Here is a 17,160-nt window from a genome sequence, read left to right on the forward strand (position 1 = left end):
GCGACCAAGGCGGCACTGACAGCGCATCTATTAAAAGGGCGCTTAGTCCTCACCTCAACGGTGAAACATATACAGACAGTCGTAGGCTAGTAGCCACCACGACCGCTTTCGGCTGTCGCCCCAAACATTCAAAAGGATTTGAAGTGAAGACGTGCAACAACCTTTACCCGAGAATTTACCAACTCGAAAACCTGCATAACGCATACTTAAAAGCCCGACTCGGCAAGCGCGAGCGCACCGAAGTGTTACGCTTTGAGCGCGACCTCGAGGGCAACCTGATTCGACTTCAGGAGCGCCTTATTGATGAAACCTATACCACCGGGCAGTACCGCAAATTCTATGTGCACGAACCCAAGCACCGACTGGTGGCCGCATTACCATTTCGCGACCGCGTAACCCAGCACGCACTTATCAGCGTGATAGAGCCGATTTGGGAAAAGCGATTCATCCACCACAGTTACGCCTGCCGACCCGGTAGAGGGATGCACAAAGGCAACACCCAGGCACAGCAATGGCTTAGAGAAGTACAGCGCCAGCACGGCACTGCCTATTGCCTTAAAGCTGACGTTAGCAAGTATTTCTCCTCCATCAACCAGCGGGTATTAGCCAGCATATTAAGCCGGAAAATAGCGTGCGAACCAACGCTCAACCTATGCAAAAATATCATGTCGTCATGGCCGGACGGACTGCCAATCGGCAACCTTACCAGCCAACTATGGGCGAACGTTTACCTGCACGAACTGGATGCAATGGTGAAGCACAAATTGCGCATCCATCGTTATATTCGTTATATGGATGACTTTGTCATTATTCACCACGATAAAAACTATTTAAAAGCGGTTTTAAATACTATTACTGAGTTTTTAAATGACGTTTTAAAACTCCGCTTAAATAATAAAACGCAGATATTCCCGGTCAGTAGAAATAATGGTCGAGCGCTCGACTTTCTCGGTTATAGAACACGGCCAACACACAAGCGAATACGCAAAGACTCCGTTAAAAGAATGAATAAAAAGATGAAGAAAATGGCGCGTTTATATTCCGCCGGAGACATCGACCACGACTATATAAAGAGACGCATTGTCAGCTGGATAGGGCACGCACAATACGCCCATTCATACCGCATTAGAAACAAAATATTAGGCTCTGTTACATTCAAACGAGAGGGTTAACCCATGTACACTTATATATATAAAGGACAAACACACAGCGACTTCAGCATCACTTACATGCAGCAACTCGGCATGGATGCGGAGCAGATAGAGGCCGTTAACAACCAGCGTAACCACGATTTAAAGGCCGTTAAAGAAAAGGTGCGCAAAGAGTGCTCGCGACGGATAGCCAGAAACTGGAACGAGGTAGGACAAATCAACGCCGCTCTGGGCGTTTACTCAACGGAAGAAACCGAGTCGTGCCGACAGTGCATTGAGGCCCACAGAGCCGCATGTAACACCCTGCTAAGCAACCCTGAACTACTTGATATCAACTATACAAAGGATGAACATTGGCCGTCTTAGCGCGGTCTTTTGTTTCAATTTTTTCGGCGCGGCGTTGCAAAATGCGCGGCGGGCTACATTAGAACGTTCAAGAACCTGAATATAACTTTCGCAGTTATATTTTGGAGTCTCAGGACACAAGCTAAATGACTTCTTTTTTCTGAAGTCATCCGAGTAAATGACAAACTTCTTGTCTGGCAAAACATCGCTTTTTATTTCAAATAAAAAATAACTTTTCGCTGATTCTGAACCTACTACGACTTCAGTTGGTATGTAAGATGCGTGGCTTGGTTTCAGGTTATTTTCCCCTGCATCGTGCCCGTTTACTGAACAACCGGATAGTAGTGCTAATAGAAACGTACTTGCGATTATCTTTTTAAATTTCATCTTAACCCTTTCCTTGATTACTGTTTGGGTTCTACCCCGTGATAACGGAGTAGCCCCCCAGGTTCCTTGCAGAACTCGTGTGCTATACAAGTGCTATTTAAATCCCAATTAGCGGATAGTTTCTTTTATTTAAAAAGCTATAGGAAGATTGGTGTTTTATCGTGCCAGTAAAAGGTTTCTTGTTCGTTTTGTGCCATAAGCCTAACTGCTCAGCGGAAAAGGAAAACTATAGCACGAGCACGGAGATGAATTCAGCCACTCACTCCCTATCAATCTTATTCAAATGTAAATCGTAAGCTTTGTCCAGCTTTTGCTCTAGAGTGCGGTTATCCTCGTGGCGAAAGGTGAGCTCTGCGTGAGGCAGTATGCGCTCGGCCAAACGGCGTGCTAGCGCATCTCTGAACTTTTGTTCGCTATCGAGCGTGTCACCATTCACTTCCAGCGTTATTTGCTGCTTATCGCCTAAGTGCGTGTATTCAACGTGATAAGTCGGCATCTGAATATCTCCTCATTGTCAGTTCGTTGCTTTCCTGCGACTATGTTATGACTAACAGTCTAGCCTATAACAATAAAACCGAGGTCGAGATGAAAAAACTCTATTTATCTGTGTTACTTACCGCTGCTGCGTTTGGATCGATAACGCCAGCGCATGCTGATGATCACAATGGCGACTACGCGATGGCTATTCATGGTGGTGCGGGCACTATTACTCGCGCGAACTTAACCGCCGAACAAGAGCAGGCTTATAAAGATAAGCTAACAGAAGCTTTGGAAGCCGGACGTAAGGTTTTGAAAGAAGGCGGCGACAGCACCACTGCCGTTATTGCCGCTATTCAGGTAATGGAAGCATCACCGCTGTTTAACTCCGGCAAAGGCGCGGTGTATACCTGGAACGGTGAACATGAGCTGGATGCGTCATTAATGGAAGGTTTAAACCAGAATGCCGGCGCTGTGGCTGGCGTGAAAACGGTAAAAAGCCCAATTGAATTAGCCCGCAAAGTGATGGAAGAATCTGTGCATGTGATGCTAAGTGGTGAAGGCGCCGAGCAGTTCTCCCGCCAGCAGGGGCTGGAGCAATTGGATAACAGTTACTTTAATACCGAGCACCGTTATCAGCAGCTGCAAAAAGCGAAAGAAACCATTAATAAAAGTGAACAAGCGGAGCAGCAGGCCTGGGAATATCTCGACTTGGATTACAAATATGGCACTGTCGGTGCTGTAGCGGTTGATAAGAATGGTTTATTAAGCGCGGGTACATCAACCGGCGGCATGACAGCCAAACGTTATGGTAGAATAGGTGATTCCCCCATTATTGGTGCCGGCACCTGGGCCGACAATGAGAGTTGCGCCGTTTCGGCAACCGGGCATGGCGAATACTTTATTCGTTTTCATGTGGCTGCCGATATCTGCTCGCGGGTAAAACACCAAGGTCTCTCGGTGAGTGAAGCCGGCGATGAAGTGATTCACGGTGTGCTAGAGCAGGCGGGTGGTACCGGGGGGGTTATTATTATTGATGCAGACGGCAATATCGCCATGCCATTTAACACCGAGGGCATGTACCGCGGCTACTTTAAGGGTCAGGGAAAAGCAGAAATTGCTATTTATAACGAGGATGAATAAGTTCGGAGTCTATGAGTCGTCAAAAATCGCAGGATAAATCACAAAGTAGTCCTTTAGTTGATAAGTTTGAGTCAAAATTAGAGCAATGTACTACCCAACAGACTGCGCTTTTGCGCGGTCGTTTGCGTGGTCTGAGCAAAATTAAAAACGAACAACGACAGCAACAAGTGCTGGAGCGAATCGTTGCCGACATTGAAACAGCTCAACTGGCGTATTTAGAACGCCAGCAACAAAGCTTTGATATTAGCTACCCGGAAGAGTTGCCGGTTGCCCAGCAGCGCGGTGATATTAAAAAAGCCATTGAGCAAAATCAGGTGGTGGTTATTGCCGGCGAAACGGGTTCGGGTAAAACCACTCAGCTACCTAAAATGTTGCTGGAACTGGGCTACGGCCGCAAAGGCTCTATAGGTCATACTCAGCCCAGACGTTTAGCGGCACGTAGTGTTGCGGTACGCATTGCCGAAGAACTAAAAGACCACGCCAAAAAGCAGGTGGGTTATAAAATCCGCTTTCAGGATGAAACTGCCCCCACCACAGCAATAAAACTGATGACCGATGGTATGTTGCTGTCGGAGCTGCAGCAAGACCCGTTATTACTGCAGTACGACGCCATTATTATTGATGAAGCCCACGAGCGCAGCCTGAATATCGACTTTTTGCTGGGCGTGCTGCACACGCTATTGCCTAAACGTCGCGACCTTAAAGTGGTTATTACTTCCGCAACCATTGAAACTGAGCGTTTTTCAAAGCATTTTCACGATGCGCCGGTACTGACGGTAACCGGCCGCACGTATCCGGTGGAAGTCCGTTACCAGCCGCCAAAACAAGAGAGTAAAGCAACCGACGCTGATATTTTACAGGGGGTTTGCGATGCCGTTGAAGAGCTGCAGCGTGAAAGTGAAGGCGATATTCTGATATTCGCGAGCGGCGAGCGGGAAATTCGCGATTACGCGGAAGCTATTGGCGATCTGCAACTGCGTAATACTGAGATTCTGCCACTGTATGCGCGTTTATCATCGCATGAACAAAATCGAGTGTTCCAGACGCACAGCCAGCGCCGGGTTGTTATTGCCACCAATGTTGCTGAAACCTCGTTAACCGTTCCGGGCATACGTTTTGTGGTTGATCCGGGAACCGTTCGGATGAGTCGTTACAGTTACCGAACCAAAGTGCAGCGGCTGCCCATTGAGCCTATTTCACAAGCCAGTGCAAACCAGAGAAAAGGTCGTTGCGGTCGTATAGGCCCGGGCATTTGTATTCGTTTATACAGCGAAGAGGACTTTCTACAGCGTCCGGAATATACCGACCCTGAAATACTTCGTACTAATTTAGCGGCAGTTATACTGCAAATGTCGGCATTGCGACTTGGCGATATTCGGCAATTCCCTTTTGTGCAAAAGCCCGATGAGCGCTTTGTTAAGGACGGCCTGAACTTACTGGAAGAGCTGCATGCAATTAGGCCGGGACGTAAAAATCAACAACCGCAATTAACCGATACCGGACGGCAATTGTCGCGACTGCCTCTGGACCCGAGGTTAGCCAGAATGGTCATAGCCGGACAGCAATATGGCTGTGTTCGCGAAATGCTGATAATTACCGCCGCCCTAAGTATTCAGGATCCACGCGAGCGGCCACACGATGCCCAGCAAAAAGCGGACGAATGGCATCAACGTTTTCGTGATAAAAGCTCCGACTTTATGGGCTTTCTGAACCTGTGGAATTACGTAAAAGAGCAACAAAAAGCGTTGTCCGGGAACCAGTTCCGTAAGCAAATGGGGCGTGAGTTTATTCACTTTATGCGCTTGCGTGAATGGCAGGATATATACACTCAAAGTCGGCAAACCGTTCGGGAAATGGGGTTATCCATTAACGAAGAAGCTGCCACCTTTGAACAAGTGCACCGGGCTCTAATTACGGGGTTATTGTCCCAGGTTGGTTTTAAAGAAGACCGACATGAATACCAGGGCACGCGCCAGACGCGGTTTCATATTTTTCCGGGGTCAGGATTGTTTGGTAAACCGCCCAAGTGGGTTGTGACTGCTGAACTGGCTGAAACCTCAAAATTATACGCACGCATTAATGCGGATATTGATCCTCTGTGGATAGAAGAAGCGGCTCCGCACTTAGTTAAAAAGCAATATCTTGAGCCGCATTTTGAAAAGAAGCAAGGCAGTGTTATTGCCGATGAGCAAGTGACTCTGCTAGGTCTTATTCTGGTTCCAAGACGACGCGTGCAGTATGGGCCTGTCGTACCGGTAAAAGCACGGGAAATTTTCATTCGCGAAGGTCTGGTTAACTCCCAGTTAACGCGCAAGTTACCTTTTATTCAACACAACTTGAAATTAATTAAAGATATTCAGGCGTTGGAAGCTAAGTCACGACGTCGGGATATTCTTGTTGATGAAGAGGTACTGTTTGAAGCGTACGAACGAGTCATACCCGATGGAATATATAATGAAAAGTTATTAGCGGGCTGGTGGCATAAAGCGGCAAAGAAAGAACCCAAGCTACTATTCTTTGAACGTGAAGATTTAATTGCCGGTGAAACCGAGCATATTACAGAGAATGAATACCCTGAGTTTTGGCGACAGGGAAATTTACGACTGCCATTAAGCTACCACTTTGAGCCTAACGCAGAAGACGATGGTGTCAGTGTGAATATTCAGCTGGGTATTCTGAACCAGGTGAAGCCGGAGGGCTTTGACTGGCATATTCCTGCGTTGCGAGAGGAGCGTATTGCGCATTTAATTAAGTCTTTACCAAAAGCGTTACGCCGCAACTTTGTGCCGGCGCCTAATTTCGCTGGCGCTATTATTGCTGACATTGAACCGTTGGAAGGGCGTTTGCCCGATGCCATGGCACACAAGCTGCGACGTATGACAGGTGTCACCGTTCCTGAAGATAGCTGGGACGAGACTTCGTTGCCGGTTCATTTAAGAATGAACTTTAAAATTTTTGATGGAAAAAAGCTGGTGAGTCAAGGACGTGATTTACGAAGTCTGCAGCAACAGCTATCCGGTAAAGTGCAGCAGCGCCTTGAGAAAACAGCAGGCGATGACATTAGTCGCGAACACGTTGATAACTGGGATTTCGATGATTTGCCTGAAGTGCTCACCGAGCGTCAGCAAGGTTTTGAGCTTAAGGCTTATCCCGGTTTAATAGACAAAGGTAACGGTGGGGTTGCGCTGCAGTTATTTGATAACCCGGAGCAGGCGAAAAAACATCATAAAACCGGTGTGCGAGAGTTGCTGCTGCAGCAAATACCATCGCCAATTAATCATTTGCAGAAGTCACTGTCGAACAAAGCTAAGTTGGCTCTTTATTTTAACCCCTGGGGCAAAGTCGATGCCTTAATCGAAGATTGCATAGCGGCGGCAGTAGACGCTCTGATTCAGGAACAAATAGAGCAGGGCAATGAGCTGAGGAAACAACAGGGCTTTGAACAGCTGAAAGACATTGTGCGGGCTCATTTGAATGAACGTGTCGAGCAGATTGCGCTGGAGGTTGAGCAATGTCTGTTGCTCTCGCAGCAAATTAGAAAATCTTTAAAAGGCAAAATTCCGTTGGAGCAAATTCAGTCGCGGGGCGATATTCAGGATCAACTGGATAATTTAGTCTTTGCCGGGTTTGTATCCGCCTTTGGTGGCCAAAGGCTGGGTGACATAGTGCGTTATTTAAAAGCTATTCAACGCCGTTTGGAAAAACTGCCGGTCGACCCGAATAAAGACCGTTTAATGACTTTGACCTTGGCGAACCTTGAAGAACAGTATAAAGCTGTGATTAAAGCTTATGAAAATAAAGGTTCTGTAATACCTGACGAGGCTGCTGAAATTCGCTGGATGATTGAAGAGTTGCGGGTGTCGTTTTTTGCTCAAACCCTGGGGACAAAATATCCGGTGTCTGACAAACGGGTGAAACAAGCAATAGGGGCAGCTAAATAGCCGCCCCTTAAGTCATTTAAACCATAAATTACGCGGTATAAAGCCCTAAATTTTCTTTTGCATAAGCTTCAAATTCAGTGAATCCGCCAACGTGTTGTTCGTCGACAAAAATCTGAGGAACGGTTTGTACGGGTTTACCGACTGTTTTCTCTAAGTCCGCTTTGCTAATACCTTCGGCTTGAATATCAACATAACGATAATCAAAATCCTCTTTATCGGCTTTTAATTTATCGGCCACTTCAACTGCGCGAACACAAAATGGGCAACCAGGGCGCCCGAAAATTACTGTAAACATGAAATACCTCTTCTTAAAAGTTTATGTCTCTATTATCCAGATTTTGCCGGTGGTTAACAATTAATCTGTACGATGAGCTCAATTGATTTAATGAATGATACTAATGGTCAAGATCCAAATCTGACTCGGGGACACAGCAGCAGGGCAGAATGTCGCCTTTTCTGACATAGGCGAGAGGCTCTGTGGTATAACGCACCTTGCCTGATTTTAAGGTGCTGCGACAGGCACCACAAAAGCCACTACGGCAATGATAGTTCATTTCTAACTGATGTTTTTCTAAGGCTTCGAGTAAGGTGCCTTCAGTCGCATCAACAGCAAGCTCAGGCCCGCCGTTGACTTTGACTTTAAAGGTATTGGTCATAGCTTAGAGATCAAAGTCCCCAAGGTCGGAAGCATTGACTTCGCTGTCTATCTGACCTACAAGATAAGAGGTGATCTCTGATTCTTGAGGCGCGACCTGAACGTTGTCAGATACCAGGTATTTGTTCATCCACGGTAGTGGGTTAGAGCGCTGGTTTTCGAAGGGCGCGTCAAAGCCAATAGCCTGCATGCGCAAGTTAGCAATGTATTCCACGTACTGACAAAGCATGCTTTCGTTAAGACCAATCATGGAACCGTCTTTAAACAGGTAATGTGCCCACTGCTTTTCCTGCTTCACTGCGGTCATGAATATTTCATAGGCTTCATCACGCAACTCCTCGGCAATTTCTTTCATTTCCGGGTCGTCTTCGCCGTACTGCCATAAGTTTAGAATGTGCTGAGTGGAGGTTAAGTGGACGTTCTCATCACGGGCAATCAGTTTGATGATTTTTGCGTTACCTTCCATTAATTCCCGTTCTGCAAAAGCGAAGGTACAGGCAAAACTCACATAAAAACGAATGGCTTCCAGCGCATTAACTGAATTAATGCATAAAAACAGCTTTTTCTTAATTTCCCGCTTGGTAATCGTATGGGTTTCCCCGTCAATGACCACATCGCCCTCACCATGGGTTTGCAACAGCTGAGTGTAAAAAATCAGATCGTCGTAATATTGAGAAATATCATTTGCACGAATTTTAATTTGCTCGTTAATAACGATGTCTTCAAACACTTCACTCGGGTCACTAAACAGGTTCCGCAGTATGTGTGTGTACGAACGTGAATGAATGGTTTCAAAGAACGACCAGGTCTCTATCCAGGTTTCTAATTCAGGCAGTGAAACAATCGGCAATAGCGCGATATTCGGCGAACGCCCCTGAATTGAATCTAACAGCGTTTGATACTTCAGGTTAGAAATAAATACGTGTTTTTCACTGGCGGTCAGTTTATCAAAGTCGATGCGGTCCCGACTGACATCAATTTCTTCAGGCCGCCAGAAGAAGCTGATTTGTTTCTCAATCAGTTTCTCAAAAATACTGTGTTTTTGCTGGTCGTAGCGAGCAACGTTAACGGAGTTGCCCAAAAACATGGGCTCTGTTAACGGATTGTTTTGCTCTTGATTAAACGTCGAGTAGGACATTGGGTAAAATCCTTCTTATTAAATTTTACAGGCACCGCCGGCACAATCGTCATCGTCTTCAATGATCACTTCTGTCGGTTGAGCTTCAGGTTTATCGGCACGTTGGCGTGCAACAATGTCGGATTGGTTATCCGCAGCACCGTCACGGGTGTTATGGTAGTAAAGTGTTTTTACCCCAAGCTTATAGGCTGTCAATAAGTCCTGCAGAAGCTGCTTCATTGGTACTTTACCGGCGTCGAATTTGTTGGGATCGTAATTGGTATTAGCAGAAATTGTCTGGTCAACAAACTTTTGCATAATACCAACCAGTTCCAGATACCCTTTATTGCTCGGAATTTGCCACAACAGCTCATATTTGTCTTTTAAGTTCTCGTAATCGGGAATAACTTGTTTGGTGACGCCGTCTTTTGAGGACTTAATGCTGACGAAACCACGAGGCGGCTCAATACCATTGGTCGCGTTAGATATTTGAGACGACGTTTCTGACGGCATTAACGCCGATAAGGTTGAGTTACGCATACCGTGCTGTTTGATGTCCGCACGGAGCTTGTCCCAATCCAGATGCAGTGGTTCGTCACAGACCTTATCCAAATCTTTTTTGTAGGTATCGGTTGGCATAATGCCCTGAGAGTAAGTGGTCTCGTTAAATTTAGGACAAGCCCCTTTCTCTTTGGCCAGGTTCATTGAGGCCTGCATCAGGTAATACTGTATGGCTTCGAAAGTCTGGTGCACCAGACCATTAGCAGAACCATCTGAATACTTAACACCATGTTTGGCTAAGTAGTAAGCAAAGTTAATAACACCAATACCCAAAGTACGGCGGTTCATGGTGGCATTGTATGCTGCCGGAACCGGGTATTCCTGATAGTCCAGCAGGCTGTCCAGAGCGCGAACAGCCAGGTCTGCCAGGTTTTCAAACTCACTCAGATTCTCAATTTTACCTAAATTAAACGCCGACAGCGTGCAAAGTGCAATTTCACCTTCTTCGTCATTTACGTGGCTGAGTGGCTTAGTCGGTAATGCAATTTCAAGGCACAGGTTGCTTTGGCGAATTGGCGCAACTTTCGAGTCAAACGGGCTGTGTGTATTGCAGTGGTCAACGTTCTGCACATAAATACGCCCTGTGCTGGCTCGCTCCTGCATAAACAGACCGAACAGCTCTATGGCTTTAATCCGTTTTTTACGAATGCTTTCGTCCTGCTCATATTGAAGGTACAAGCGTTCAAATTCGTCCTGGTCTTCAAAGTAAGCGTCATACAGCCCGGGTACGTCGGATGGACTGAATAACGTAATGTAATCATCTTTAATCAGGCGCTGGTACATAGTGCGGTTGAACTGTACACCATAATCCAAATGACGAACCCGGTTTTCTTCAACACCACGGTTGTTCTTCAATACCAGTAAGCTTTCCACTTCCAGATGCCAAAGCGGGTAGAACAAGGTTGCCGCGCCACCACGAACACCGCCTTGAGAGCAGCTTTTAACCGCTGTCTGGAAGTATTTATAAAATGGAATACAACCGGTATGAAAGGCTTCGCCGTTACGGATAGGGCTGCCTAATGCACGAATACGCCCAGCGTTAATGCCAATGCCAGCGCGCTGCGACACATATTTTACAATAGCGCTGGCGGTGGCATTAATAGAGTCCAGGCTGTCGCCGGCTTCAATTAAGACACAGGAACTAAATTGACGGGTCGGCGTACGCACACCTGACATAATCGGGGTTGGCAGAGAAATTTTAAATTCCGAAGTCGCATCGTAGAAACGCTTAATGTAGTCCATGCGAGTGCTTTTCGGGTAATCCGAAAACAAACAGGCGGCCACTAAAATGTATAAGAACTGTGCACTCTCGTAAATGTCACCGGTGACCCGGTTTTGAACTAAGTACTTGTTTTCCAGTTGTTTAACCGCGGCATAAGAGAAATTCATGTCACGCCAGTGGTCGACCAGTTCGTCCATTTGGTCGAATTCTTCGTCACTGTAGTCGTCCAGCAGGTGCTCATCGTAGCGATGCTCTGCGACCATTTTTTTCACATGGTCGTAGAGGCGTGGCGGTTCAAATTTACCGTAAGCGCGTTTGCGCAGATGGAATACCGCCAGACGTGCAGCCATGTATTGATAGTCGGGTGCCTCTTCTGAAATAAGGTCGGCCGCTGCTTTAATAATGGTCTCATGGATGTCTTCTGTCTTGATGCCATCATAAAACTGAATGTGAGATTTAATTTCTACCTGAGAAGCCGAGACATTATTCAGTCCTTCGGCAGCCCACATAATAACCCGGTGAATTTTATCGAGGTTTAGCGGTTCGCGTTCGCCGCTGCGTTTGGTGACATAAAGTTGCTCGTTCATTTTGACCCGACTCTTAGCTTTTTGTTATAGGTTCGTAGGTACTATATATTGTGCTTATTACTTGTGTAGAGCGATATTTACACAATATCTAGTGCCTGTAGTGATAACCGTATGCTAGGTCTAACTGTCACTGTGATCAAGCTAATTTAACGGCAAAATAGGAATAATTTTGATTTAGAAATCTTGATTTTTTGTCAGCCTTTAACTGGCGCGAGTTTGAGGCAAACACTCGCTATATAATTTTTTTGTCTTTCAAAAGACATTTATAGATCAAGAATTAGCGATAGCCGGCAACTCCAGCAGCGCTAACGGTGATGCAATATGGTAATCGGCTTGCCAACGCAGTGGTTGGTCTTCGTTACTTATATAACCGTATGCAGCAAGTACGGTAACCATCCCTGCATTTCTACCAGCTTCAATATCACGCTCAGCATCCCCAACATAAATACAGTCAGCGGGCTCTACACCCAGTTGCTCGGCGGCGTGGAAAAGAGGCTCAGGAGAGGGCTTGGCAACACTGAGAGTATCGCCGCTAACCACAACTTTAATGGCTTCAAATTCAGGGAAATGTGGCAATAACAAATGTGTCAGACGTTCAGGTTTATTAGTGACTATAGCAATTTTAAAAGATTTACGCTGTAACACCGCCAGCAGTTCCAAAACTCCCGGGTAGGGTTGTGTATGAGTGGCGATATTATTTTTATAAGCGCTAAGAAATGCATGCCTGAGTTCAGTTTCCCTGTGCGTGTCGTTGTCACCAAAGGCTAGTTTTAGTAACCCCCTTGAGCCATGGGAAGCTATAGGCGTAAAAACCTCGGCGTCGATGGCCGGGCGTTCATACTGTTCGCAGACGATATTTAATGCGGCACCTAAATCGGGAGCGGTATCCAGTAAGGTGCCATCTAAGTCAAATAGGACCGCTTTTACCAGAGAGTCTCTATCGGTTGTTGTCATTGACTACTCCGGTTTTCTTAAAGCAACAATATAATTCACATCGACATCTTTCTCCGAAAGTATAAAACCGTTGAGCGGATGAAAAATAAGACCATTAATTGCAATATCTTCTAATCCGGCCTGGTCACACATCTGTAAAAGCTCTGAAGGTCGAATAAAACGTCGGTGCTGATGAGTTCCTTTGGGTACCCAGCCTAAAACATGTTCTGCCGCAACGATTCCCAGCAACCAGGACTTAACATTGCGGTTCAGTGTAGAGAAAAAGATCAATCCACCCGGTTTTACCACTTTGGCACAGGCTTGGACAATAGCGACAGGATCAGGCACATGCTCAAGCATTTCCAGACAGGTGACAACATCAAAGCTCGCTGGCTGCTGTTGCGCTAGTGTTTCAATAGCAATGCATTGATAAGCAATGTTGCGCCCACTTTCTAATGCGTGCAAACGGGCGACTTTTAAGGAAGGCTCCGCTAAATCAATACCGGTAACCTCAGCGCCACGCTCGGCCATTGCCTCGCTGAGCAGTCCGCCACCACAACCGACATCCAGTATCTTTTTACCAAATAACCCGGCGGCGTGGTTTTCAATAAAGCCAAGCCGGACCGGGTTGATTTTATGTAACGGTTTAAACTCACCATCAGGATCCCACCAGCGCGAGGCGAGAGCTGAAAATTTTGCGATCTCTTCCTGATCGACGTTTTTTTGTTCACTTTCAGAGCGACGGGTGGTCATAGATTATGCGTCTTTAAGAGATGGATAACACAACTAGTCTACCTCAGGCAAAGAATAAGAAAAAGAGGGTGCGAGACTGGTTTTGGATGGGTACAATGACTGGATCAAAATAACAATGAATATGCGGATCTATATTTAGGGAATAAACTATGAGCGATCTAGCCAGAGAAGTGTCACCGGTAAATATTGAAGACGAGCTAAAGAGTTCGTACCTCGATTATGCCATGAGCGTCATTGTAGGGCGTGCCTTACCTGATGTCCGTGACGGTTTAAAGCCAGTACACAGACGTGTCTTGTTCGCAATGAATGAATTGCGCAACGACTTTAATAAACCTTATAAAAAGTCAGCTCGTGTCGTTGGTGATGTCATTGGTAAATATCACCCCCATGGTGACAGTGCTGTTTATGACACGATTGTTCGTATGGCGCAGGACTTTTCATTGCGTTACATGTTGGTCGATGGTCAGGGGAACTTTGGTTCAGTTGACGGCGACTCAGCTGCCGCAATGCGTTATACCGAAATTCGTATGGCAAAAATTGCTCATCAGTTGCTGGCGGACCTTGATAAGGAAACGGTCGATTTTGTTGACAACTATGATGGTACCGAGCGCATCCCGGATGTATTGCCGACCCGGGTACCTAACCTTTTAGTGAATGGCTCTTCTGGTATTGCCGTCGGTATGGCAACGAACATTCCGCCGCATAACCTGAGAGAAGTTATTGACGGCTCGCTGGCTATGATTGATAACCCGGATATTGATGTTGAAGGGTTAATGGAATATATCCCCGGGCCTGACTTCCCGACAGCGGCAACCATTTCTGGTCGCAGCGGTATTGTTGAAGCTTACAAAACGGGTCGTGGACGTATTCACCTGCGAGCACAGGCGGAAGTCGAAGTTGACGAGAAAACTGGTAAAGAAACCATCATTGTTACGGAAATTCCGTATCAAGTGAATAAAGCTCGCTTAATTGAAAAAATTGCTGAGCTGGTGAAAGAGAAACGGCTTGAAGGCATAAGCGCCTTGCGTGACGAGTCTGATAAAGATGGTATGCGCATCGTTATCGAGATTCGTCGCGGTGATGTCGGTGAAGTTGTTCTTAACCATTTATATGCCAATACGCAACTGCAGGTTGTTTTCGGCATCAATATGGTTGCACTGGATAAAAATCAGCCACGCCTGTTTAATCTTCGTGACATGTTGAATTGTTTTGTTCGTCACCGTCGTGAAGTTGTTACTCGCCGTTCCGTTTATGAGTTGCGTAAAGCACGGGAACGCGCTCATATTTTAGAGGGGCTGGCGATATCGCTGGCTAATATTGATGAAATTATTGAACTGATCCGCCGTTCGCCTACACCGGCTGAAGCTAAATCTGGACTGATTGCTCGCGCATGGCAGCTGGGTGACGTTGCCGCTATGCTGGAAACTGCCGGTGTCGATGCTGCTCGTCCTGATCACTTACCGGAAGAATACGGCATTCGGGGTGATAATTATCATCTGACTGCAGAGCAGGCTCAGGCCATTCTGGACTTACGTCTGCATAAACTGACAGGTTTAGAACACGAGAAAATTCTTGATGAATATAAAGTTCTGTTAGAGCAAATTGCTGAACTGCTGCATATTTTGAACAGTTCAGAGCGCCTGATGGAAGTCATTCGTGAAGAGCTGGTTGAAATTCGTAATAATTTTGGTGATGAGCGTAAAACCGATATTACGGCTGCTGCACATGACATCAGCATGGAAGATTTAATTAACGAAGAAGATGTGGTTCTGACGCTTTCTCATGAAGGGTATGTGAAGTATCAGCCGCTGACAGAATACGAAGCGCAGCGCCGCGGTGGTAAAGGTAAAGCCGCCACTAAGATGAAAGACGAAGACTTTATTGAGAGACTTTGGGTAGCAAATACGCATGACACTATTCTTTGCTTCTCAACCCGTGGTCGTATTTACTGGATGAAAGTTTACCAGTTGCCATTAGCCAGCCGTGCGTCACGTGGTAAGCCGATTGTGAACTTATTGCCGCTTGAGGCCGATGAGCGTATTACCGCTATTCTGCCAACGCGGGATTATCCGGACGATAAGTTCGTGGTTATGGCAACGCGCCAGGGAACCATTAAGAAAACCCCACTGCCGGAGTACTCACGTCCTCGTAACGGCGGCATCATCGCGCTGAACCTGGTTGATGACGATGAACTGATTGGTGTTGATATCACTGATGGTAACGGTGAAATTATGCTGTTTTCGGATGCGGGCAAGGTTGTGCGCTTTACCGAAGAGCAAGTGCGCTCTATGGGTCGCACAGCAACCGGTGTTCGCGGTATCCGCTTAGAAGAAGGTCAACGAGTGGTTTCCTTGATTGTTCCGCGTGAATACGAAGATGAAGAAGCTAATGTATTAACGGTGACTGAAAACGGTTACGGGAAACGAACCCCATTAAGTGAGTATCCGGCTAAGAGCCGTGCTACTAAAGGCGTTGTTTCCATCAAGGTGAGCGAACGTAACGGAGCGGTCGTCGGCGCAATGGAAGTTATCGACGGCAATGAAATCATGCTAATCAGTAACAAAGGCACGCTGGTCAGAACCCGTGTTCACGAGGTTTCAACCGTTGGCCGTAATACCCAGGGCGTGCGCTTAATTCGTACTGCAGATGATGAAAAAGTGGTTGGTCTGCAACGTATTGATGAAATTGATGAGGACGACGCCCTGATTGATGGTGAGGTTATTGAGGGTGAAGTTAACTCTGAAGGTAATGCCGAAAATCAAGAGGGTTCCGACGAGTCATGAGTCAGTTGTTTAACTTTTCTGCCGGACCGGCAATGTTGCCGGTCGATGTCTTAAAGCAAGCTCAGGAAGAATTATTGAATTGGAATGGGCGGGGCGTCTCGGTGATGGAAATTTCACACCGTGACCCGGCTTACGTTCGCATGGCGCGTGAAGCCGAACAGGATTTACGGGACCTTCTTGAGGTACCCGACGACTACGATGTTCTCTTTTTGCAAGGTGGTGGACGAGGGCAGTTTTCGGCGGTTCCGCAGAATATCGCTTCGGCGGATGCAACCGTTGACTACCTGGATACGGGAATATGGTCGGGCTTTGCTATTCGTGAAGCCGGGAAGTTTGTTTCTAAGGTTAATGTTGCAGGGCAAGTGAAAGAGGGCGCTCGAGGCAAAGAAGTCCAGTCTCCGGCAGACTGGCAGTTGTCTGATAATGCCGCTTATTTTCACTATTGTCCGAATGAGACGGTTGATGGCATTGCGCTGCATGATATTCCCCTGGTTAATGCCCCAATCGTTGCCGATATGTCATCAAATATTCTCTCTGAGCCGCTGGATGTCTCAAAGTTTGGCGTTATATACGCAGGCGCTCAAAAGAATATTGGTCCTTCGGGCTTTGCTATTGCTATTGTCAATAAAAAACTCTTAGGTAATCCCCAGAAGCAAGTGTCCTCAATTATGGACTATCAGCTTCAGGCTAAAGACGGTTCGATGTATAACACCCCTAATACCTTTGCCTGGTATTTAGCGGGCTTAGTCTTCAAATGGCTAAAGGCACAGGGCGGATTAACCGCAATGGGTGAGCGCAATCACCATAAAGCCCGGCTTTTATACGATTTTGTCGATAAGTCGGACTTCTACAGCAATAATATAAACCCTGATTATCGTTCAATTATGAACATTCCTTTTCAGTTAGCTGATGATAAACTCGATGAGGCTTTCTTAAAAGGCGCTGAAAAAGAAGGGCTGCCGGGACTAAAAGGCCACCGATTTGTTGGTGGAATGAGAGCCAGTATTTATAACGCGATGCCTCCAGAAGGCATAGAAGCATTGTTAAGTTATATGGTAGATTTTGAGCGTAAGCTTGGCTAAATAAATAGAATAGAAAAGGTAGT

At 46.4% G+C, this 17,160-nt stretch carries 14 protein-coding genes; 6 read left to right on the forward strand and 8 right to left on the reverse strand.

Going from position 1 to position 17,160, the window contains the following annotated elements:
* Positions 1-143 precede the first annotated feature (143 nt).
* A complete protein-coding gene (locus tag L8G48_RS02655; RefSeq protein ID WP_248263066.1) occupies positions 144-1,172 on the forward strand; it encodes a reverse transcriptase/maturase family protein in 1,029 nt (342 codons plus the stop codon).
* Between the two features lie 3 nt (positions 1,173-1,175).
* The gene (locus L8G48_RS02660; protein WP_248263067.1) at positions 1,176-1,517 is read left to right on the forward strand and encodes a hypothetical protein; all 342 of its coding nucleotides are present in this window, start codon (positions 1,176-1,178) and stop codon (positions 1,515-1,517) included.
* Here the strand turns inward: L8G48_RS02660 and L8G48_RS02665 are convergent.
* Complete coding sequence (locus tag L8G48_RS02665; protein WP_248263068.1) at positions 1,473-1,883, reverse strand: hypothetical protein; 411 nt, start codon at positions 1,881-1,883, stop codon at positions 1,473-1,475. The two genes, L8G48_RS02660 and L8G48_RS02665, sit on opposite strands and share 45 nt — an antisense overlap.
* A gap of 259 nt (positions 1,884-2,142) precedes the next feature.
* Positions 2,143-2,379, reverse strand: a complete 237-nt coding sequence (locus L8G48_RS02670) for a hypothetical protein (RefSeq protein WP_248263069.1) — start codon at positions 2,377-2,379, stop codon at positions 2,143-2,145.
* Between the two features lie 89 nt (positions 2,380-2,468).
* Between L8G48_RS02670 and L8G48_RS02675 the strand changes: the two genes are divergently transcribed.
* Positions 2,469-3,503: an isoaspartyl peptidase/L-asparaginase family protein gene (locus tag L8G48_RS02675; protein ID WP_248263070.1), complete on the forward strand. Its 1,035-nt coding sequence runs from the start codon at positions 2,469-2,471 to the stop codon at positions 3,501-3,503.
* A gap of 11 nt (positions 3,504-3,514) precedes the next feature.
* On the forward strand, positions 3,515-7,444 hold the full coding sequence (hrpA, locus tag L8G48_RS02680) for an ATP-dependent RNA helicase HrpA (RefSeq protein WP_248263071.1): 3,930 nt from the start codon (positions 3,515-3,517) through the stop codon (positions 7,442-7,444).
* Between the two features lie 28 nt (positions 7,445-7,472).
* Here the strand turns inward: hrpA and L8G48_RS02685 are convergent, their stop codons facing one another.
* From L8G48_RS02685 to ubiG, 6 genes are all read right to left on the reverse strand, one after another.
* Positions 7,473-7,739: a GrxA family glutaredoxin gene (locus tag L8G48_RS02685; RefSeq protein WP_248263072.1), complete on the reverse strand. Its 267-nt coding sequence runs from the start codon at positions 7,737-7,739 to the stop codon at positions 7,473-7,475.
* Between the two features lie 100 nt (positions 7,740-7,839).
* Positions 7,840-8,100 carry a class I ribonucleotide reductase maintenance protein YfaE gene (gene yfaE, locus L8G48_RS02690; protein ID WP_248263073.1) on the reverse strand — a complete coding sequence of 87 codons (261 nt, stop codon included), beginning with the start codon at positions 8,098-8,100 and terminating at the stop codon, positions 7,840-7,842.
* A gap of 3 nt (positions 8,101-8,103) precedes the next feature.
* Positions 8,104-9,237, reverse strand: coding sequence for a class Ia ribonucleoside-diphosphate reductase subunit beta (gene nrdB / locus L8G48_RS02695; protein ID WP_248263074.1), 1,134 nt, complete (start codon positions 9,235-9,237; stop codon positions 8,104-8,106).
* A gap of 18 nt (positions 9,238-9,255) precedes the next feature.
* Positions 9,256-11,586 (reverse strand): class 1a ribonucleoside-diphosphate reductase subunit alpha, encoded by a 2,331-nt coding sequence (gene nrdA / locus L8G48_RS02700; protein ID WP_248263075.1) that lies wholly within the window; start codon positions 11,584-11,586, stop codon positions 9,256-9,258.
* A gap of 270 nt (positions 11,587-11,856) precedes the next feature.
* Positions 11,857-12,540, reverse strand: a complete 684-nt coding sequence (gph, locus tag L8G48_RS02705) for a phosphoglycolate phosphatase (protein WP_248263076.1) — start codon at positions 12,538-12,540, stop codon at positions 11,857-11,859.
* 3 nt (positions 12,541-12,543) lie between these two features.
* Positions 12,544-13,272, reverse strand: coding sequence for a bifunctional 2-polyprenyl-6-hydroxyphenol methylase/3-demethylubiquinol 3-O-methyltransferase UbiG (ubiG, locus tag L8G48_RS02710; RefSeq protein WP_248263077.1), 729 nt, complete (start codon positions 13,270-13,272; stop codon positions 12,544-12,546).
* A 149-nt stretch (positions 13,273-13,421) separates the two neighbouring features.
* On the opposite strand from ubiG, the gene gyrA reads away from it, so the two are divergent.
* Together gyrA and serC are read left to right on the forward strand one after the other, a co-directional pair.
* A complete protein-coding gene (gene gyrA / locus L8G48_RS02715) occupies positions 13,422-16,055 on the forward strand; it encodes a DNA gyrase subunit A (RefSeq protein WP_248263078.1) in 2,634 nt (877 codons plus the stop codon).
* Positions 16,052-17,137, forward strand: coding sequence for a 3-phosphoserine/phosphohydroxythreonine transaminase (gene serC / locus L8G48_RS02720; RefSeq protein WP_248263079.1), 1,086 nt, complete (start codon positions 16,052-16,054; stop codon positions 17,135-17,137). The genes gyrA and serC overlap by 4 nt, the downstream gene beginning before the upstream one ends.
* The last annotated feature ends 23 nt before the right edge of the window (positions 17,138-17,160 follow it).

Source organism: Idiomarina aminovorans, from assembly GCF_023155095.1.
GTDB lineage: Bacteria > Pseudomonadota > Gammaproteobacteria > Enterobacterales > Alteromonadaceae > Idiomarina > Idiomarina aminovorans.